General features: G+C 41.2%; 16 protein-coding genes. 5 read left to right on the forward strand and 11 right to left on the reverse strand.

Features of this window, described 5'->3' with window-relative positions:
- The 11 genes from F8N35_RS12075 to carA form a co-directional block, all read right to left on the reverse strand.
- Complete coding sequence (locus tag F8N35_RS12075) at positions 1–609, reverse strand: YhcH/YjgK/YiaL family protein (protein ID WP_293053333.1); 609 nt, start codon at positions 607–609, stop codon at positions 1–3.
- A 15-nt stretch (positions 610–624) separates the two neighbouring features.
- Positions 625–1449 carry a GNAT family N-acetyltransferase gene (locus F8N35_RS12080; RefSeq protein WP_293053335.1) on the reverse strand — a complete coding sequence of 275 codons (825 nt, stop codon included), beginning with the start codon at positions 1447–1449 and terminating at the stop codon, positions 625–627.
- A gap of 15 nt (positions 1450–1464) precedes the next feature.
- On the reverse strand, positions 1465–2808 hold the full coding sequence (locus tag F8N35_RS12085; protein ID WP_293053337.1) for a UDP-glucose/GDP-mannose dehydrogenase family protein: 1344 nt from the start codon (positions 2806–2808) through the stop codon (positions 1465–1467).
- 33 nt (positions 2809–2841) lie between these two features.
- Positions 2842–4131, reverse strand: a complete 1290-nt coding sequence (locus F8N35_RS12090) for a nucleotide sugar dehydrogenase (RefSeq protein ID WP_293053658.1) — start codon at positions 4129–4131, stop codon at positions 2842–2844.
- 122 nt (positions 4132–4253) lie between these two features.
- Positions 4254–6644: a polysaccharide biosynthesis tyrosine autokinase gene (locus F8N35_RS12095; protein ID WP_293053338.1), complete on the reverse strand. Its 2391-nt coding sequence runs from the start codon at positions 6642–6644 to the stop codon at positions 4254–4256.
- Positions 6645–6669: 25 nt separating this feature from the next.
- Positions 6670–7428, reverse strand: coding sequence for a polysaccharide biosynthesis/export family protein (locus F8N35_RS12100; protein WP_293053339.1), 759 nt, complete (start codon positions 7426–7428; stop codon positions 6670–6672).
- 2 nt (positions 7429–7430) lie between these two features.
- Complete coding sequence (locus F8N35_RS12105; protein WP_293053341.1) at positions 7431–8225, reverse strand: polysaccharide biosynthesis/export family protein; 795 nt, start codon at positions 8223–8225, stop codon at positions 7431–7433.
- Positions 8226–8392: 167 nt separating this feature from the next.
- Positions 8393–9055 (reverse strand): uracil-DNA glycosylase, encoded by a 663-nt coding sequence (gene ung / locus F8N35_RS12110; protein ID WP_293053343.1) that lies wholly within the window; start codon positions 9053–9055, stop codon positions 8393–8395.
- A 326-nt stretch (positions 9056–9381) separates the two neighbouring features.
- Complete coding sequence (locus F8N35_RS12115) at positions 9382–11058, reverse strand: acetylxylan esterase (protein WP_293053346.1); 1677 nt, start codon at positions 11056–11058, stop codon at positions 9382–9384.
- Between the two features lie 470 nt (positions 11059–11528).
- Positions 11529–14783 (reverse strand): carbamoyl-phosphate synthase (glutamine-hydrolyzing) large subunit, encoded by a 3255-nt coding sequence (gene carB / locus F8N35_RS12120; protein ID WP_293053350.1) that lies wholly within the window; start codon positions 14781–14783, stop codon positions 11529–11531.
- A 68-nt stretch (positions 14784–14851) separates the two neighbouring features.
- Positions 14852–15925: a glutamine-hydrolyzing carbamoyl-phosphate synthase small subunit gene (gene carA / locus F8N35_RS12125; protein ID WP_293053353.1), complete on the reverse strand. Its 1074-nt coding sequence runs from the start codon at positions 15923–15925 to the stop codon at positions 14852–14854.
- A gap of 255 nt (positions 15926–16180) precedes the next feature.
- On the opposite strand from carA, the gene pta reads away from it, so the two are divergent.
- From pta to F8N35_RS12150, 5 genes are all read left to right on the forward strand, one after another.
- The gene (pta, locus tag F8N35_RS12130) at positions 16181–17191 is read left to right on the forward strand and encodes a phosphate acetyltransferase (RefSeq protein ID WP_293053356.1); all 1011 of its coding nucleotides are present in this window, start codon (positions 16181–16183) and stop codon (positions 17189–17191) included.
- A 130-nt stretch (positions 17192–17321) separates the two neighbouring features.
- Positions 17322–18278, forward strand: coding sequence for a 3-hydroxyacyl-CoA dehydrogenase family protein (locus tag F8N35_RS12135; protein ID WP_293053359.1), 957 nt, complete (start codon positions 17322–17324; stop codon positions 18276–18278).
- 17 nt (positions 18279–18295) lie between these two features.
- The gene (locus F8N35_RS12140) at positions 18296–19495 is read left to right on the forward strand and encodes an acetate kinase (protein WP_293053362.1); all 1200 of its coding nucleotides are present in this window, start codon (positions 18296–18298) and stop codon (positions 19493–19495) included.
- 139 nt (positions 19496–19634) lie between these two features.
- Positions 19635–20633, forward strand: coding sequence for an aldo/keto reductase (locus F8N35_RS12145; protein ID WP_293053365.1), 999 nt, complete (start codon positions 19635–19637; stop codon positions 20631–20633).
- A gap of 237 nt (positions 20634–20870) precedes the next feature.
- A complete protein-coding gene (locus F8N35_RS12150; protein ID WP_293053367.1) occupies positions 20871–22187 on the forward strand; it encodes a PhoH family protein in 1317 nt (438 codons plus the stop codon).
- The last annotated feature ends 13 nt before the right edge of the window (positions 22188–22200 follow it).

The following is a 22200-nucleotide window of genomic DNA, read 5'->3' on the forward strand; positions in this document are numbered from 1 at the left end:
TTAATCCACTTTAATTTTAAAAACAATTTTTCGTACCGGAGCTTTATCACCCACTTGCAGGTTTGTAAGATGTACCTGTTGCGGGAAGAAGATAAAGAAATAGCCTGAATTTGCTACATAATACGGTAAAATCGGCAAGTTGTAGCCACCCCAGTCTTTCTTTTCGTTGAAAGGAGATACCTCTTTGGCTTCTGATAATTTGCCACAACCCATAAACTCACATCCGGTAATGACATACTGAAAATCAATATATTTCCGATGCACTTCTAAAACCTGATTGCCAAATTCATGCGTGGTATATTCCTGAACTTTCACTATAATATTGTCATCAAGATTGCTATTTCCCAAAGGCAACTTCATCAGGTCATTATTGTTTAGGTAGTCAAATACCTTTTGCCAACGTTCGGGATGTTTTTTGTAATGATCGTAAAGCAAGGCTTTATCAACCGATGGTGCTGGCTGTGCCTTGAATCCGCCTTTCCAGTCGCCTTTGTTGAACCATTCAGTGATGACTTTATCTGATACCGTCGCTTTTGCCGTCTTTGCTTTTTGAGCATTAACGATTGAGCTTAAAGCAACAATACTTATCAACAACAATATTTTTTTCATACTGCTTTGTACCTCTTAATAATTCAACCTGTAAAATGGTAAGGTGAGCGTTGGTTCAAATCCAAGCCTGCAAGCCAACCGATACGAACCAATATTATCCTTTTTACAAGACCAAATCGGTTCATAATTATTTTCAATACAATAGTTTATCAAAGCAGAACAAGCTGCAAAAGCATAACCCTTTCCTTTATACGGTTGGGTGGTTTCAATTCCGATTTCAAGTGTATCGTCGAAAATAAATGAAGAAAAAGCCGTAGATGCCACTTCATTATCGGATAATGACGTAAAGCCTACTCCATTTTGAAAGAAGTCGTCACTGGTATTCCAAAAATTTTCCGGTATTACAGCTCCATGAATGGCATCATAATGCGCTGTTTCGGTTCTAACCACCTGCTTATCAATAGGAGTCATTGCACTAATGGCATCAAATTTCGCTTTATTGAATTTGAAATTTACCCGAGTGGTGATTTCAATTTTATCATTGACAGCTCCACGATTTTCCTCCACTGCAATAAAACGATCTCCAAAAGTTTCCGAAAGGAATGCCTGCCATTTCGTTTCTGGTGCCTGAAGCCATTCATACCTTTGCCTTTGTTTATTCGTATTCAACAGGTAATCGACAAGGTTTTTGTTGAACTCTTTATTATCCACATTTCCAAACAATAATGACATGGAATAGGGATGCAGAATGTAGAACGATGTAGGATTTTCGGGATTATCCACAAAGACCTTTCCATCAACTTTTTGCTCTATAATAAATCGTGCAAAAAGATGGTTTACAGCTATCTGTTGAAGATGCTCTGTAACTTTATAATAATCTTGTTTCTGTAATAATATCATGTTGAAAGGACGAAATTAAACCCCTACTCCCATATACGTAAATCCCAGTTCCGACATCTCTTTTTTGTCATAGATATTACGGCCATCAAGCACTATATGGTTCTTCATCAGTTTCTTAACAATATCCCAATTGGGCATTCTGAATTCTTTCCATTCGGTAACCAGCATAAGAGCGTCTGCATCATTGACCGTATCGTAAATATCAGCAGCAAAGTAAATTCGTTCTTTCAAAACCGGATCAATATTGCTCCTTTCAATGGCCTTTTGCGCTTCTTCGACAGCCACAGGGTCAAATGCACGAATATTGCATCCTGCATTCAATAGTTTACGGATCAATACCAACGATGGCGCTTCACGCATATCATCGGTATTTGGTTTGAACGACAATCCCCATAAAGCAACGGTTTTCCCTTTCAATGACCCATTAGGAATGAGCGTATGAAGTTTGGTGTATAATACCTCTTTCTGCAGTTCATTTACTTCATCAACAGATTGCAACACCCGCATTGTATACCCTTCTTTTTCAGCTATTTTTATCAAAGCTCTCACATCTTTAGGAAAACACGAACCCCCATATCCGATACCGGAATAAAGAAACTTCGTACCAATGCGATTGTCCGAGCTGATTCCTTTTCGAACCATGTTCACGTCCGCTCCTACTCTTTCGCAGAGATTGGCTATATCGTTCATAAAGCTGATACGTGTTGCCAACATAGCATTTGCAGCGTATTTTGTCATCTCTGCAGAAGGAATGTCCATGAAAATAACCCGGAAATTATTCAGTAAGAACGGACGATACAACTGGGTCATAAGCTTTTGCGTACGGTCGGATTCAATACCTACCACTACCCTGTCCGGACTCATAAAGTCGTTTATAGCATCACCTTCCTTCAAAAATTCAGGATTAGAGGCTACATCAAACGGAATATTAACTCCACGTTTGTCTAATTCTTCCTGAATAATGGCTTTCACCTGATAAGCAGTACCTACAGGAACCGTACTTTTGGTAACGACACAAACATATTTATTCATGTTGCAGCCAATTGTGCGCGCTACCTCATAAACGTATTGTAAATCAGCGCTTCCATCTTTATCCGGAGGCGTTCCTACAGCGCTAAAAACAACTTCAACATCGTTCAGAACCTCCGGCAACGATGTCGAAAACTGCAATCGCCCCGCCTTGATATTCCGAATGACCATTTCGTCCAGCCCCGGTTCATATATCGGAATAATCCCTTTTTTGAGATTCTCAATTTTCTGTATATCAATATCCACACAGGTTACCTCTACGCCCATTTCGGCAAAACAGGCTCCTGAAACCAACCCCACATATCCGGTTCCTACAATTGCTATTTGCATGTTCTGATCTTGTATTGTTACAAATTGCGTTTATTACAAACGGGCATCAACTAAGCTCCTGTCCACGAAACCTTTGACATCAAAAATGACAGCTCCCGAATCTTTGTATTTTTTATAATCTATGTCCTTGAATTCGCGGTGCTCTACAGCAACTACAATTGCCTCGTAAGGTATTGACGGGTCTAACTCTGGCAACAAATCCAAATCATATTCCCGTTTAACTTCTTCCGCATTCGCCCAGGGATCATAAACATCTACTATTAAACCGAATTCCTTCAGCTCTTTGTAAATATCAATTACTTTGGTATTTCTCACGTCAGGACAATTTTCCTTAAACGTAAAACCAAGAATCAATGCCTTGGAATGCTTAATCTTATGATCTTTTTGAATCATCAGTTTGAGCACTTTATTTGCTATAAAATCGGCAATGCTATTGTTCACACGGCGACCTGATAAAATAACCTGAGGATCATACCCGAGCGCTTTTGATTTATGTGCAAGGTAGTACGGATCAACTCCGATACAATGACCTCCTACCAATCCCGGTTTGTATTTCAGAAAGTTCCATTTTGTGCCTGCTGCTTCAATCACGTCGGCAGTATCAATGCCAACACGGTCAAAAATCAAAGCCAATTCATTTACAAATGAGATGTTTACATCTCGCTGTGCATTTTCAATTGCTTTAGCAGCCTCTGCCACTTTCAGATTGGGAGCCTTATGAGTGCCGGCTTCAATAATAGAGGCATAAAGGGCATCCACAAAGTCGCCTACCTCAGGAGTAGAGCCCGAAGTTATCTTTTTTATCTTGGTAAGCGTATTAACTTTATCGCCCGGATTAATTCTCTCGGGAGAATAGCCGCAAAAGAAATCAACATTGAATTTCAGTCCCGATTGTTTTTCTAATACCGGCACACAATCTTCTTCTGTGCATCCGGGATATACTGTTGATTCATAAATAACCACATCGCCTTTTTTCAGTACACTTCCCACCGTACCACTTGCTTTAATCAATGGCGTTAAGTCCGGGTTATTAAACGCATCAATGGGAGTCGGAACTGTCACTATGAATACAGTAGCACCCCTGAGATCGTTAATATTCGAACTGAAAGATAATCCAATGGCACTTCCTGCCTTTTTCAATTCTGATGCTTGCTTAAGATCCTCAATATTGGCTTCCCGTGTATGATCTTCACATCTGCTAAGCTCATCAACCCGGCTTGTATTGATGTCAAATCCGATAACATCATATTTTTTGCCAAATTCTATTGCCAATGGCAACCCCACATATCCCAGGCCAATAACAGCAATATGCGTTTTCTCCAAGTTTAATTTCATACTATAATTATTATTTCATCTAAGGATGTATGGAACTTCATGTTACTGGAAATTATCACATTAGTTTTGGACATTGTGAAGCAACATGTTCGTTTCATTTTAATTCCTTATTATTCTTCTTCGTAATAGTCTTTAATATAATCTTTTGTAACCGGATTATTACCGTAAGTGCCATAACCGTAACGTTGGTAGCTATAATTGTATCCGTACCCTCCGGTTTTAGCATCGATATCATTCAACACAACTCCGACATGTTGCATCCTGTCCGTTTTTAATTGATTAATAACCGACTTGAAGAATTTTTTATTTGTTTTTCTGCTTCTGGTAATATAAATCACACAATCTGAAATGGGCGCCAGCGGATATGCATCCGAAACAATCCCTACAGGACTGGTATCAATAATCACGTAATGGTAACGACTTTTCAACTCTTTAATCAATTCAAGCATTTTTGGCGAACGTATCATTTCGCCCGGATTTGGAGGTATAGTGCCGGCCAGCAGCAAATCGAAATTGATTTCCGGTGATTTCTTTATAATTGCCTCGTCCAATGTCACCTGCCCCAGCATACAATTTGTGATGCCTGTCTCATTTTCAAGTGATAACCGTTTGGATACTGACGGTTTACGTAAGTCCATATCAACCAAAATAGTAGGTTCTCCCGTCATGGCGCACATACTGGCGTAATTAAGACAAAAATGAGTTTTACCATCACCTGATTCGGTTGAAGTAACAATTACACATGAAGCATCCATTTGCCTTGAAACGAACTTAATTCTGGTTCGAACCATTCTATATGCTTCAGCAATGGCTGATTTGGGCCTTTTAAGCACCGTAATAGTAGCGTCATCATGAGTAGCATGTGGCAAACTACCAATATACGGGAACGGAGACAACTTTTCAATGTCCCGCTTATCCATTACTTTGGTTTTCAGATATTCCTTCAGAATGATGATCAATAAAGGAATGATTAGCCCCAAAGCCAAGGCCATCATCATGCTTTTCTTTTTGTCACCCCCATTGGTGATAGATATCATTCTGGCACGTTCCAGTATGGTATTATCAGGCACATTAGAAGCACGTTGAATCTGAGCTTCGGCACGCTTTTGCAGTAAATACGTGTAATATGTATCGTTCATCTTGAACTGACGCTCAAAACTATTCATCTGCGTTTCGATGTCAGGCAAAGTCGCAAGTTGCCCTGATGCTTTACGCGATTGTGTGTCAATATCTTTTTTCTCTATAGAAAAAGCCGCACGTACATTGCGCAATGCATCCGTGAGAGAACCTTTCAGTTTATTTAGTTCCTCCTGATATTTGGCGTAAAAAGGATTTTGAGGTGTGGTTTGAAGTAATTTCCGAATCGTTTCATTATACTGCGTCAGTAAGCCTGTAAGCACCGGATCCACAATACCAAGACTTGACGGCGTTAACAACTCCTGATTATTGACATTCTTCTTTATGTAGTCTGTCAGATAGTTTAAGTACGACTCTTTCAAGTTGTATTGCAATCGTTTTTCATCATACGATGTCAGGTGACCTAAAATAGTTGAACCGTATGCATTCAGATCAAGAATCTGATTAGCTTTCCTGAAATGTTGCAGATGACTCTCCGAGGTTTTCAATGAATCTGAAATATCGCTTAATTGTTTATCAATAAACGAGATAGTTCTGTTTGCTTCTTCATTTTTACGATTCAGGTTATCCAATAAAAATTCGTCACACAAAGCATTCAGAAAATCAATATCCCGTTGATAAACAGTACCAACAAGAGATACGGCCAAAACCGTAGAATTCTGAGTAACAAAACTTAAGGAAATACGTGGTGTGAAATAATCAATTAGATAGGCATTGGAAAGAAACGCAAAATTGATTTTCTTCCGCGGTTCAAAATTATCCGTCTTGTTGACAACAACAGAGAAATAAGGAGTATTCAAAAGTGAACCATATCGTCCGGTATAGCGCAACTCTCCAAGTTGTTTGTCTTTTTGATGAGCTATCTCGTAAGTTACGCCATCAATATCCCTAAAATCAAATTCCAATCCTGATACAGCATCCGATATATTGTCACCTTTTATTTCAATCGGAGCATAACCGTACAGATTGCTTACCTTGAAATGTCCGGTTGTATAGTAATCAACATTCGCGTTTATTTTATTAATAGCCCGTTCAACCAAATCATTTGACGTAAACATAATCATTTGGTTATCATTGTTTTTATACGCCATATTAAGGTTAACACCCTGCATCACCATTTGTTGCGACGCTGATGCCTGACCACCTCCCAAAATTACACGGGCACTCACCTGATAAGATGGTTTCCATGTTCGGTTTGCTATAAATGCAACGCTTAAACTTATGGCTAACGCAATGACAAACAAATACCAATGCCGCAGAATCTTAAACAACCACTCAATGATGTCGAACCCGGATTCGTCTTCTTCCATATCACTGTTGGAAAGTGGATAGTTTTGATATTGATTGTTGTTATTCGTTTCCATAAATGAAAAAATTAATCGGACTGACTTATTTAATGGTATTCAATACCAAAACCAGAAAAGTAACAGAGGTTGTAACTAACGACATGAGAGAACTGAACGACTCTATGCGGAAGAAACTTCCGGGGGCTGTACTTACATAGATTATATCATTCGGATACACATAGTAATACTCCGAATCGAGCAATGAATTTGAACGTATATCAAATTGTTTTACCACAGGACCTTTCGATGTTTCACGAATAACCTTTATCTTTCCTCGGTCTCCGTTTGTACGTATATCTCCTGCCAAAGCGAGTGCCTGAAATATAGTCAGCTTATCTTTATAAATTGGGAATTGTCCCTTGCCGGCTTCTCCAATGATATAAAACACATCGTTATTAAGGGCAATGACCACAGACGCATTCTTGTCAAACTCTTGTATTTTCTTTTCTATCACCTGATTAGCCACTTCCAACGTCAATCCTCCGATTTTCAAATGAGAGATGAAGGGCAAATCCACTGTACTGTCAGCATAAATTTTGTACGACATTCCACTACCCGACTGTCCTGACGATGCCGACGAAGAAGGGAACAAACGCGTTATATCTTCATTTATTGAAAGTACACGAACCGCGATTTGGTCGTTCGGTTTCAAGACATACCATTGATAGTCCTTTTTGCTGTATTGAGGCAGGTTTTTGCGTGTTTGAAGATATTGGGTGGTGTAGTTTGTCACACACGAAGCAAGGCTAAACAAAAGCAAAGCTGCAATTGACCAAATAGCAATTTGTTTTATTCTTTCCATGCTTAAAAATATTTAGAAATACTTATACCCAACAACAACAAAGAGATGGTCGTTGAGACGGTTCCAAGTAATGACGACCAGGATGTTACACCAAAAAAGTGAGATGGAAGTTTTTGCACATAAATCACATCATTGGGCTGAATATAGTAAAACTGGGTGTGCATAATATCCTTGCTCCGTACGTCAAACGTCTTTACTACAGTACCTGATTGTGTCTGGCGTAATATTTTAATCTGCTTCCTGTTGGCCAATGAGTTCAGATCACCGGATATTGCCAGAGCTTCAAAAATATTCAGTTTTTCTTTGATGAGAGGATAACGCCCGTTGCCGCCTTCGCCAATAACGCTAAAGAAAGCATTGGCAAGAGTGACCCTAACGTAACAGTTGCCAAATTGGTTCTTTGTACGGCTTTCTAATTCATCTTTTACATCCCGCAAGGTTTTGTCCATGGCTTTCACCTTCCCCACGTAAGGAAATAGAAGGTCGCCATTTTCATCGACTCTATAAGTAAATAAATCGCTTGCTGATCCACCGCCTGAGGAGCCATCCATATTTTCGCTGCCCTGAAAAAGCTTATTGGTTTCTTCGTTGAGAGAATGGACGACAATACTAAGGCGGTCGCCCGGTTGCAACTTATAATCTTCAAAACGCACAGAATCTTTATACCTGATAACATCCGGATTCGGCTGCTGTAAATAATTAATGTCTTTGTAAGTAATACAAGACATCAAAAGCCAACTGCCGGTGACAACTGCAATCAATGCCAACAAAATCCGTTTGAATATAGGTTTTGACAAGTACATCAGCGATTTGGAAATGATAAATATTTGCGGTATTAATGGGCAAATTTAAGAAATAAAACGTAAAAACAATACGATTCACGCCCAAAGCAAGAACTTTGCAACAGAAAAAACAGCGATTAGCCGATGGTCTGGCTTTTCAATGTAAAAAATGACTTCGGAGATTACCAATTAATGGGCTCTAACCCATTCTCTGCCAGATATGAATTTGCTTTGCTGAAATGACCGTTACCGAAAAACCCCCGATAAGCCGACAAAGGAGATGGATGCGGAGACTGAAGTACAAGGTGACGTTTACGGTCAATAAACTCTCCTTTGCGTTGGGCGTAAGAGCCCCAGAGTAAGAATACCAGATGTTCTTTTTCTTCATTCAAAACACGTATGGCTGCGTCGGTAAACTGTTCCCAGCCTTTATTCTGATGAGATCCTGCCTGATGTGCTTTCACCGTCAATGTTGCGTTAAGCAATAAAACGCCCTGCTTGGCCCAACGTTCCAGATTACCGCTTTGAGGTATTTCTACGTGCAGATCGTCGTTGATTTCTTTGAAAATATTTACCAGAGACGGAGGAAAGTCAATGCCTTCGGGAACCGAAAAGCAAAGACCATGCGCCTGCCCGGGGCCATGGTATGGATCCTGCCCTATTATAACCACTTTGACATTATCGAAAGGACATAAATCAAACGCGTTGAAGATCAGTTTTGCCGGAGGATAAACACGTCCGTTGGTGTATTCATTCTTCACAAAACGAGTCAATTCTTCGAAATAAGGTTTATCAAATTCTGGTGCAAGTTTTTGCTTCCAGCTATCTTCAATGCGCACTTCCATTATTTTCTGCTTTTTAGGTTTAACCGCGGGTTTCGGCCGATTCTATTGCAAAGTTCGCAAAGTTTTCCAAAAGCCCAAAGCCGGCAGAAACTATATACAAAAACGGTGCAAAATTCAGATGAATTTTGCACCGTTTTATTGGTAAACCCTCTCGCCGCCGCAAGATTAGCGCAGCGTATCGTGTGGCCAAGCCACACGTTGGAGCAAACAAACAATATCAGCCGGGCGGTAAAACAAAGCAACTGCATCGCATGAACAAAAATTAGAAGCCTCTGCCTGTTTAGTCGAGGTTCTCAAACAGTAAAATCGGTAAGGTGATCGAATATTTACAATCCGAATTTTTTCTTTAGCCATTCACTGAGCGCACCGTAAGGTCTATCGTCCACATGACAATCGCGAGGATAAATTTTGAACTCTTTGGGACTTTTAATAGTATTGTAAGCGCTAAAACCGACATGAGGCGGGCAGTCATCGTCAAAAAGGGCCGTCGTAAAAAGCACCGGACAGGTAATCCATGATGCAAAATTTTTGGTATTGATCAAATCCTGTACTTTTAGTGCCTCTTCAAAAGAACACGGGTTGTGGTAATAATCGAGAAAGCCTTTGAGCTCTTTCTGGCAGATAGTACGAATGTTTATAAAATCGTGGATATCGCACGGAAACGGATCGAAGTAGGCACAAGCGGCAATCCGTTTACCACATAAACCGGCAGTAACCAGCGTAAGCCCCCCACCCTGACTGCCACCACGAACCCCTACACGTAAAGTATCGGTTTCTGGTCGGGAAAACAGAAAGTCGACAGCCCGGACGCAATCCATATAAATACCCCTGTATGCATTTCCCTGTTTGCTGTATAGTTTATAGCCCCATATTCCGGGTATACCAAATCCGGGGTTGAATTTGTCGGCGCTCAATCCGTGACCCCGCGCGCAAAGTGCCAGCTCAATGACATTGTCGCCACCGTTGATAAACTGATCCACATTTTGAAATCCCTGTCCGTAATACGGAACATGAAGAATGGCCGGAAAGCGACCTTCTTTCCGGGGCACGAAGTAGTAACCCCGAATGGTCAGTCCTCCCAGCGATTGCATCTCAATCACATAACCATCGCGTTTCCCCCGGCTCAAACTGTCTATTTTATGCATGGCGAACCGCGGGTCGATTTTCTTCAGTTCGGTCAAAGTCTCTTGCCAAAACGACCGAAAATCGGAGGGTTGGGTATCTTTACATCTGATTTCCTCGGGCCGATAGGCTAACCACTCTACATCGCCCAAGTTGTCTTGTCCCTTCAACAGGGCAATACATTCGTAAAAGCCCGGCTGAGTGATCTCTTTGCTTAGCTTTACCGTTAACATGGTGTCGGATGGCGAAACGGTAAATGTTCGTTCGACAATATGTCGGTGAAAGTCGTTGTTAACAATCAAACGAAGAGTGGTTTTTGTGTGTACTTTGTAATGAAGGGTGATAGCCGGGGATTTACTGGTAAACAGATGGTCAGACGGATCCATTTGAATAGCTACGCTCTGAACTGATTTTGATGAGTCTACTGGCGAAAGCGTGCATGAATTGTGGCTGACACCTCCTGTGTAGGAAAGAGACGAGAGGTATATCCGAATCTGGTTTTTGTCATTGTCGTTTAAGCAACCTTCCGGTAGAAGATACGTTTTCTGCAAATTCCGGTTTGAATAGAAATGCTCCGGAATATTTTCTCCTATCAGTGTGTTATTTACGAATATCTTTTCCACACGGCATTGCAATCCGACCTTCAGTAGCAACGGCTTTTTTTGTAGTGCTTTATTTAAATCAAAATTACAAGAGAGACAACCTTTTCCGTCACGGGCATATACACCCTGCCGTTCCCATGAAAGAAGTAAATTTATTGGGTGCGTCACGGTAGGAGTCGAGTCGAATTTGAGCGACCACTCAAGAGGCAGTAAATTCTGAGAAGATAAAATCTGTGATGAAAAGAGAAATGTCAGGATAAGAAAAAGAACGTGTTTCATAATTAAGTTGAAGTGAATGGAATGCATGTAGATTGATCGCACATTCAAAAGATAATGCACCTTAAAAACGGGCTGCATTTATTTGTCAAAAGTAGAAATAATTTTTCAAAATGTCCAGATCATTTAACAACCCCAAAAACAGAAATTAGAAAACTCAGCATCTAAAAAAGCGTAGGTTTTCAGGCTGTAAAATCAGGAAAGTTTGCCATAGCTACGCGAGAAGACTCGTGCAACAACAAAAATTTGTAAAATGTAATCTTTTCTTTTTAATTGACGCATTTTAGTTTTACCTCGGTTCATCGTAGCGTGTAAAGCAGATTGGGGTTCGGCGTATGACTCTATGAATACTTGATACTTGTATTATATCATGCGACTTGGAAGTCGCATCACCCGATAGTAATAATATACAAAAACGGTGCAAAATTCAGATGAACTTTGCACCGTTTGTTTGTAAAAACTAATTGGCAAAATTATTTGTATTCTGCCCAGTTCCGAATATCAATATCGTCTGCCGTGATTTTGCAGAATGCCTTGATAAAGGCACTTGCCAAACGGGCATTGGTAATCAATGGAATGTTGAAGTCTATTGCTCCACGACGGATTTTATAGCCATTTGATAGCTCACGCTTTGTCAAATTCTTCGGAATGTTAATGACCAGATCGAATTTTTTATCGGCAATCATTTGCATCACATTATGTTCGCCGTCTTCATCCGGCCAGTTGACATCTATCGCATCCACGCCGTTTTGTTGCAGGAATTGCTGTGTGCCATGGGTTGCATAAATGTTGTAACCATTCTTCGATAACAAAAGACATGCATCTAACATAGCCACTTTCGATTTCGATTCTCCCGAAGAAACCATGATGTTCTTTTCCGGAATACGATAGCCGACAGAAAGCATTGCTGTGAGTAATGCATCGTCAAACTGGTGACCGATACACCCTACTTCTCCGGTCGAAGCCATGTCGACACCAAGCACAGGGTCGGCTTTTTGCAGGCGGGTGAACGAGAACTGAGAAGCTTTGATACCCACGTAGTCGAGATCGAATGCTGACTTTTCAGGTTTCTTAGGATTCAAACCGAGCATTACCTGAGTAGCCAAATCAATAAAATTGATTTTCAACACCTTAGAAACAAACGGAAAGCTTCTCGAAGCGCGAAGATTGCACTCTATGACCTTAATGTCATTATCCTTCGCAAGGAACTGAATATTGAACGGACCCGAAATATTAAGCGATTTCGCAATCTGACGGGCAATTTGCTTGATGCGTCGTACGGTCTCCACATAGATCTTTTGCGGAGGGAACTGAATGGTAGCATCACCAGAGTGAACACCGGCAAATTCTACGTGTTCCGAAATTGCATAGATCACAATGTCGCCGTTATTCGCTACAGCGTCAATTTCGATTTCCTTGGCATTTTCAATAAATTCAGAAACAACCACAGGATGTTCCTGCGACACTTCAGTTGCCAGTTCAAGAAATTCTTCCAACTCTTCCTGATTGGAGCAGACATTCATTGCTGCACCCGAAAGAACGTAAGAAGGACGAACCAATACAGGGAAACCGACGTTTTTTACAAACTCTGTAATGTCGCTCAGAGAACGAAGTTCCTGCCAACGCGGCTGATCGATTTTCAGATCATCAAGCATACTGGAGAACTTGTGACGATCTTCTGCATTATCAATTGAGGGAGCTTTGGTACCAAGGATATTCACGCCCGAATCCGACATACGAACAGCCAGGTTGTTTGGAATCTGACCTCCCACAGAAACAATGGTTCCCATTGGGTTTTCGAGTTCCAAAATATCCATCACACGTTCGTAGGTCAACTCGTCAAAATAAAGACGGTCGCACATATCGTAGTCGGTCGAAACAGTTTCCGGATTGTAATTGATCATTACCGAACGCAGACCCTGTTTGCGGATCGTATTCAAAGCGTTTACGCTACACCAGTCGAACTCTACCGAACTACCGATACGGTAAGCTCCCGAACCCAAAACCACAACCGAACGGTGGTCGCCAAGGTATTTCACATCGTTTGCCGAGCCGTTGTAGGTAATATACAGGTAATTGGTCTGTGCAGGATATTCGGCTGCAAGAGTATCGATCTGTTTTACAACCGGTAAAATACCACGACGTTTACGTTCTGCACGCACTTCATCTCCAATATGCGATTTGTTTTCGTGAATATCAAACATGAGGCGGGCAATCTGGAAGTCAGAGAAACCCATCTGTTTTGCACGCAACAAAAGATCATCCGACAAATCGTTGAACGATTCCGTCAGTTTCAGGTCTTTGGCAACATCAACGATATTTTGAAGTTTTTGGAGGAACCAGTTGTCAATCTTTGTGAGATTATGAATCTTTTCGATGGTATATCCGCTCTGAAGTGCCTGCGACAGGTAAAAAATACGACGGTCGGTAGGTTCCGAGAGCGCTTTGTTCATATCAGAGATCGACAACGTTTTGTTCGCAACAAAACCGTGCATTCCCTGTTGAATCATACGCAAACCTTTCTGCAGAGCCTCTTCGAAGGTACGACCGATAGCCATCACCTCCCCCACACTCTTCATGCTACTGCCGATTTCACGGGAAACACCGTGAAACTTTGCTAAGTCCCAACGAGGTATCTTACACACTACGTAGTCCAAAGCGGGTTCAAAAAACGCAGTAGTAGTTTTTGTTACCGAGTTTTTCAGTTCAAACAAACCATAACCCAAAGCCAGTTTTGCAGCAACAAAAGCAAGAGGATAACCGGTTGCTTTCGATGCAAGTGCCGAAGAACGACTCAAACGGGCGTTTACTTCGATTACGCGATAGTCTTCCGAATCAGGGTCAAATGCGTATTGAACATTACATTCACCTACGATTCCGATATGGCGTACAATGCGGATGGCAATTTCACGCAATTTGTGGTATTCGCTGTTGGTAAGTGTTTGCGATGGAGCAACCACGATACTCTCACCGGTGTGAATTCCCAGTGGATCGAAATTTTCCATGTTACAAACCGTGATACAGTTATCGTAACGGTCACGAACCACTTCGTATTCGATTTCCTTCCAACCTTTCAGCGATTTTTCGACCAAAAGCTGCGGAGAATAGTTGAATGCCTTTTCGGCAAGCGCTTCAAGTTCCTGCTCGTTGTTACAGAAACCGCTACCCAAACCGCCCAAAGCGTAAGCTGCACGGACGATAATAGGATAACCCAGATCTTTTGCAGCCGTTTTGGCATCTGCCATATTTTCTACTGCAAAACTTTTGATGGTTTTTACATCAATCTGATCAAGTTTTTTGACGAACAGTTCGCGGTCTTCCGTATCGATAATGGCCTGAACCGGAGTTCCCAGCACACGCAGATTATATTTTTCAAGAATGCCCGATTCGAAAAGCTTTACACCGCAGTTCAAAGCAGTCTGGCCGCCGAAAGCGAGTAAAAGCCCATCCGGTTGTTCTTTTTTGATTACCTTTTCAACAAAGAACGGGGTGATTGGCAAGAAATAGATTTTATCGGCCACACCTTCAGAAGTCTGAACGGTAGCAATATTCGGATTGATGAGCACCGTTTCAATTCCTTCTTCTTTCAGCGCTTTCAACGCCTGAGAGCCGGAATAATCGAATTCGCCGGCCTCTCCGATCTTCAAAGCTCCGGATCCGAGAATTAAAACCTTTTTAATTGACAATCGGGTATTGTCTGTGGACAAGAAGTCGTCTTTTATATTCATTGTTACTTTATTCGTTTTGACTTTTTGCTATAAAACACATATTTTCAACAGTCTGAAATTAACTGCACTTAGTCAATTAATTTGAGGAACTCATCAAATAAAAATTCAGTGTCGGTTGGCCCACTGGAAGCTTCCGGGTGGAACTGCGCAGAGAAATAAGGTTTCGTTTTATGGCGAATACCTTCATTGGTGCCATCATTCAAATTGATGAATAAAGGTTCCCAGTCGCTACCCAGTGTATTATTGTCAACTGCATAACCGTGGTTTTGCGAAGTTACAAAACAACGGTTGGTACCAGCCATACGCACAGGTTGGTTATGACTGCGGTGGCCGTATTTCAGCTTATACGTTTTTGCACCACCTGCAATTGAAAGCAATTGGTTACCCATGCAAATACCAAAGATAGGTTTGTCTGTTGTCATTGCTTTGCGGATATTTTCCACTGTCACGTTACAATAAGCAGGATTGCCCGGACCATTTGAGATAAACAATCCGTCATATTCCAGGGTATTGAAATCATAATCCCATGGAACACGAATCAGAGTAACGTCACGTTTCAGGAAACAGCGCAAAATATTGTGTTTTACACCACAGTCGACCAACACAATTTTTTTCTTGCCGTTGCCGTATGTAATTACCTCTTTACAGCTTACTTTTGCAACATGGTTTTCGCTGTCAGTGTCAACAAATTCCACATCTTCCTTGTCGGGGAAAATAAGTTTTCCTTTCATGGCACCATACTCGCGAATAATTTTAGTCAGTTCACGGGTGTCAACACCATAAATTGCTGGGATTTTGTTCTCTTTCAGCCAGTCGCTAAGGCTTTTTTGTGCGTTCCAGTGGCTGTATTGAAACGAATAATCGGAAATAATCAAGCCACTGACATGAATTATTTCCGATTCGTAAAATGTTGATAAGCCGTTTTCTGTAATGCCCTGCGGGACTCCGTAATTACCAACTAGCGGATAAGTGACAGTGAGAATCTGTCCCGAATACGAAGGATCGGTTAAGCTTTCAGGATAGCCAACCATTGCCGTACTAAAGACGACTTCGCCGGCTCTTGGCTCTTCGTACCCGAAAGACTTACCGTAAAAAGTGGTGCCATTTTCGAGCACCAAATGCATCGGTTTGTTATGTTCCATTATTAAAGCGTAGAGATAGAATAAATATGGTATCTTTTCGACCTGCAAAGGTACAAAAAAACTACCTAACGATAAAGAAATACGAGGTAATTATAATAAAAAATAAGGTTTTTGATATTTTGCAATGTCAATTTGATATTTTTGATACAAAATTGCAATGTGGACTTTGCAACGCAAAAGATTAATTGTACTTTTGTATCAATAAATTTTAGCAACATTTATACATATAAATATCTAATATTAAAATAAATAGTCATGAAATTGTTGGAAGAAATCATGAAACGGGCTCAGGAAAATGTTCAGCACATTGTGTTACCCGAAGGAACCGAGGAACGTACTCTACAGGCTGCAGATATAATCCTGGAGAAAAAAGCAGCCAATATCACCCTGATCGGTAATCCGGATGAAATCCACAGTTTAACCGCTAAATTTCAATTAAAAAACATTGATAAAGCGACTATTCTCGATCCTGAAAACTATACACAATACGAAGAATACACCAACCTTCTGTTTGAATTAAGAAAAGCCAAGGGTCTTACTATGGAACAAGCACAGAAGCTGGCAAAAGATCCTTTATATATAGGAACGCTGATGATTAAAAACGGCGATGCTGACGGTGAAGTTGCCGGCGCAAGAAACACCACCGGAAATGTGTTGCGTCCGGCTCTGCAAATTGTCAAAACAAAACCCGGCACATCTGTTGTTTCCGGTGCATTACTTTTGTTTTCCAATAGCCCTTACGGTGAAAACGGATTGGTATTAATGGCCGACCTGGCTGTTACCCCAAACCCAACCGCACAAGAACTTGCTGAAATTGCCGTGACTTCAGGGCAGACAGCCCGTACTATCGGAGGCTTTGAGCCAAGGATTGCGATGCTCAGCTTCTCAACAAAAGGTAGTGCCAAACATGAATTAGTAGACAAAGTGGTAGAAGCAACCCGCATTGCTCAGGAAATGGCACCCGATTTACAAATTGATGGCGAACTTCAGGCTGACGCAGCGTTGGTACCTTCTGTTGGCGAAAGTAAAGCTCCGGGAAGCGAAGTTGCCGGTCACGCCAATGTTCTTGTATTCCCCGATCTGCAGGCCGGTAATATCGGCTACAAACTCGTTCAACGCCTCGGTAACGCAGAAGCTATCGGACCGGTTCTTCAGGGAATGGGAGCTCCTATTAACGATTTGTCGCGCGGTTGCTCTGTAAATGACATTGTACAAATGATCGCCATTACCGCAAATCAGGCCATCGGAGTAAAACAGGCAAAATAAAGATTGATACAACATTGAAAAACTGTTTCAAAATTCCATTACGTTATCAACTATCTGTTAATAAAACCAATGGAGTTCAGAACAATATTTTCTTTGTACCTCGTAAATGAATAAATTGTAAATATATATTATGTCACAATTACCTAACGAACCCATCGAAAATTACGGACTAAGCCACAAAGACCGCAAACGCACTCTGTTTTCCAGAATAGGCGTAGTTGGCTGTGGAAAAGATGGCAGTATTATAGCTACCATAGCTGCCAGCCGTGGTATGGAAGTTGTTTTTCTGGAACCAACAGAAGAAGGCATCAGCAATGCATATTCCAGAATTGAAAAGAAATTGGATGCCCGGGTAATGAATTGGGGACTGACAAACTCAGAAAAGAAGGCCATTCTTTCGCGTATCAGAGGAACCGTGAATTATTCTGATTTTGTAGGATGTGATTTCGTGATCGAAACTATTCGTTACGACGATCATACCGGTATCAGGAGCATTGACCGCCGTAAAGAAGTATTCAAAAAACTGGAAGGAGTTCTCAACTCTGAAGCGATTATTGCTTCTAACGTTTCTACTATTGTAGTTACCGAATTGTCTAACGAACTGGAACATCCGGAACGCTGCATAGGAGTACATTTCCTTACCAACGTTCCTGACTCGCATGTCTTGGAAATCGTGAGAGGTTTATATACTTCAGAGAACACCTTTGAAAAAGTATGTCGTTTTGCCGAACTGATCAATTACGATTTTATTTCAGTATCGGAATCAGTAGGGCTGGTTAGTCTCCGTATGTTTCTGATTATGCTCAACGAAGCATGTTCTATCGTTATGGAAGGAATCTCTACTGTTGCCGATGTTGACAAAGTACTTACCGTCGGTTTTGGTCACCGTCAGGGTGTTTTCCGTACTGCCGATCAATTGGGAATTGAAAAAATTGTGCCGCTGATGGAAAATCTTTTCAACGAATACGGTAACATTAAATACAAGGCATCACCGCTTTTGCTTCGCCTGTATCGTGCTAAACATTATGGCATTCGTAATGCAAAAGGTTTTTATCAGTATGATGAAAACGGAAAAATCATCCAATAATCATTAAAATCAAAGACATGAAGATTTTAGTACTGAATTGCGGAAGTTCTTCCGTTAAATATAAACTGTTCGACATGGAATCCAAAACCATTCTCGGACAAGGTGGCGTTGAAAAACTGGGAATGCAGGGATCTTTCCTGAAACATACTCGTCCTGATGGACAGAAAGTTACACTTGAAGGTGAAATCCTGACTCACTCAATAGCCGTAGAATACATTCTGGGCGTTTTGTTGAGCGAAAAACATGGAGCTATCAAATCTCTTGATGAAATCGATGCCGTTGGACACCGCTTGGTGCATGGTGGCGAAACATTTAACAAAAGCGTACTCATCAATGACGAAGTAATTTCAAAAATTGAAGAATGCATAGAGATTGCCCCACTCCACAACCCGCCCAATTTGGCCGGTATTAATGCTATTCGCGAGTTATTGCCCAATGTCCCTCAGGTAGGCGTTTTCGACACGGCATTCCACCAGACAATGCCTTCGTATGCATACATGTACGGTATTCCCTACTCGCTCTACAAAAAATATGGAATCCGTCGTTACGGCTTTCATGGCACAAGTCACCGCTATGTTTCAAAGCGTGCCTGCGAACTTCTTGGTCTCGACGTAAACAATTCAAAGTTGATTACGTGCCATATTGGTAATGGCGGTTCAATTACTGCCATCAAAAATGGCGAATCGGTAGATACATCAATGGGCTTTACTCCGGTAGAAGGTCTGCTTATGGGAACCCGTTGCGGAGATATAGATCTTGGAGTGGTTACTTTCCTGATGGATAAAGAAATGCTGGGCACTGATTCGGCATCTACCCTGTTCAACAAACACAGCGGATTACTGGGTATCTCCGGAGTATCTTCGGATATGCGGGATGTGAATAAAGCCGTTAAGGATGGTAATGACCATGCCAAACTGGCACTGGACATGTACCATTATCGTATCAAGAAATATATCGGAGCTTACATGGCTGCTTTAGGCGGAGCTGATGCTATAGTATTTACAGGTGGTGTAGGCGAAAATGGAGACAACTCCAGACTTCAGTCATGCGCCGGCCTCGAATTTCTGGGCATCAAAATTGATCCGGAAGTGAATGCTACCGTTCATGGCGAAGAACACATTATCAGCACACCTGATTCTGCTGTAAAAGTAATTGTAGTTCCCACCGATGAAGAATTTATGATCGCTTCAGACACAATGGAAATTGCGGGAAAATAAGGTCTAAAGCCATCTCTGATTAACAGACAAAACGGTACAAACTGAAGGATTTCAATTTGTACCGTTTTTTATTTCTATCACACCAGACTCTGCGTTTTTATTGTATTTTTGTGCATATACAAACAAATCACTCCTATCAATGGAAACACAACCCTCACCTACCCGCTACGAAAATAAAGTTCCTTATGTACAGTGCGGAAAAAGCGGCCTCGTTCTACCCCGGATATCATTAGGTTTATGGCATAACTTCGGTGATGTCGACGATTTTAGCGAAGCAACTAAAATGATCCAGTTTGCATTCGACAATGGCATAACTCACTTTGATCTTGCCAATAACTATGGGCCTCCCGAAGGAAGTGCTGAAGAAAACTTCGGAAAGATTCTTCATCATTATTTACCCGGATACCGCGATGAGATGATTATATCCACTAAAGCAGGACACAGAATGTGGCCCGGCCCGTACGGCGACGGAGGATCCCGAAAATATCTTATCGCCAGCCTAAACCAAAGTCTAAAAAGGATGAAGCTGGATTATGTGGATATTTTCTATTCGCATCGGTATGATCCGAATACTCCTTTGGAAGAGACTATGAATGCGTTATCTGACATAGTAAAACAGGGCAAAGCATTGTATGTCGGGATATCGAAATATCCTGTGGATAAAACAATTGAGGCCTACTCCTTACTGAAAGCAAATGGAACTCCATGCCTGATCCATCAGGACCGGTACAGCATGTTATCACGAGACATAGAAGAAGGAATTCTACAAGCAGCAGATGATCATGGCGTAGGATTTATCGGTTTTTCGCCTCTGTACCAGGGAGTATTATCCGACAAATATCTTCACGGCATACCCGAAAATTCACGAGCTGCAAAGTCAACAGGTTTTTTACAACGAAGTCAGATATCGCCCGAAATTCTGGATAAAGTTACTGCTCTTAATTCCATTGCCATCCAGAGAGGCCAGACGTTGGCACAAATGGCGTTAATTTGGTGCTTACGACACCCGACAGTTACCTCTGTTATTGTCGGCACCAGTTCTTTGAAACAATTACAGGATAACATTGACGCATTGCACTACCCGCGCCTGTCTGAAGAAGAAATCGCTCAGATAGACACGATACTTCAACAAAAATAAGACCTTCTTTCTCTTGGGTTGAAGAATCAAACATAAAGCAATCGGAGCTTAATGACTAATTTGAAAGTCATTAAACCTTACAAGAACGTAAATTCACATAAAAGTAGCATCAAAGCTTCAATATAAGAAAAAATGCTATCTTTACAGCGAGCATTTACGTTCTTGTTGTATTCAGAATACTATTTTTTCAAATCAGTCCTGATACAGCTACTCTAATTTCTTCTAAATTTTACTACTATGGCTATCAAGAAGTTTATCCTCGACACCAATGTCATTCTACATGACTATAAATGCATCTACAATTTTCAGGAAAATGATATTTACATTCCGATAACTGTTCTCGAAGAGCTTGACAAGTTTAAAAAGGGAAATGATGACATTAATTTTAATGCCCGAGAGTTCTCCCGGGATCTTGATCTGCTGGCTGATAATTCGATTTTCACCAAAGGAGTAAGCCTTGGAGACAGCTTGGGTAAATTGTATATCGTAACTTCATACGATTATCCGGAAGCGTTGCAACAAACTTTCTCTGAAAAAACGCCCGATCACCGCATTCTGGCGGTAGCCTATCAACTACAGAAAAAATATAAGAATACAATCTTCATTTCGAAAGACATCAACCTTCGACTAAAAGCTAAATCACTGGGAATTGTTGCTGAAGATTACATCTCAGACAAGGTTACCAGCGCAGATATTTTCGATAAAAAACATGCTACATTCTCTCATATAGAAGCACACCTGGTGGATGATCTCTATAAATCAAAAGAGGGTATTCCGGTGGAAAAGTTCAGTTTTAGTTCCGACATTGAGCCAAACGAGTGCTTCATCATTAAAAGCAGTAAATCAGGCGTTTTGGCTCGATATAACTCTTTCTCTCAGAAAGTTGAACGGGTTGAAAAGAACAAGGTATTTGGGATTGAACCCCGTAATGCAGAGCAAGCCTTTGCATTTAACGTGATGCTGGATAATAATATTAAACTGGTTGCTCTTACGGGAAAATCAGGAACCGGAAAAACACTATTGGCACTTGCGGCTGCTTTGGAACAACAGGAAAATTTTCAGCAAGTATTACTTGCACGCCCTATCGTTGCTCTTGGAAATAAAGATTTAGGCTACCTTCCCGGCGATGATAAGCGCAAAGTATCTCCTTACATGCAACCTTTATTCGACAACCTGAATGTTATTAAGCATCAGTTTAATTATCAGGGAAAAGAAGTCTACAAAATAGAAGAAATGCAGCGCGAACAGAAACTGGTTATAGAAGCACTGGCGTATATTCGCGGACGAAGTCTGAGCAATACATTTTTTATTGTGGATGAGGCTCAGAACCTTACACCGCACGAAATCAAGACTATCATTACACGAGCCGGAGAAGAAACCAAAATTATTTTTACCGGCGATATTCAACAAATAGACCAGCCTTATCTTGACATGCACTCGAACGGACTGGTTTACATGATTGACCGTATGCGTGGGCAAGAGCTCTTTGCTCATATCAATCTTACAAAAGGAGAACGAAGTCCTCTTTCGGAATTAGCGAGCAACCTATTATAATATCACCAAAAAC

The organism is Paludibacter sp. (assembly GCF_009712605.1).
Classification (GTDB): domain Bacteria; phylum Bacteroidota; class Bacteroidia; order Bacteroidales; family Paludibacteraceae; genus Microbacter.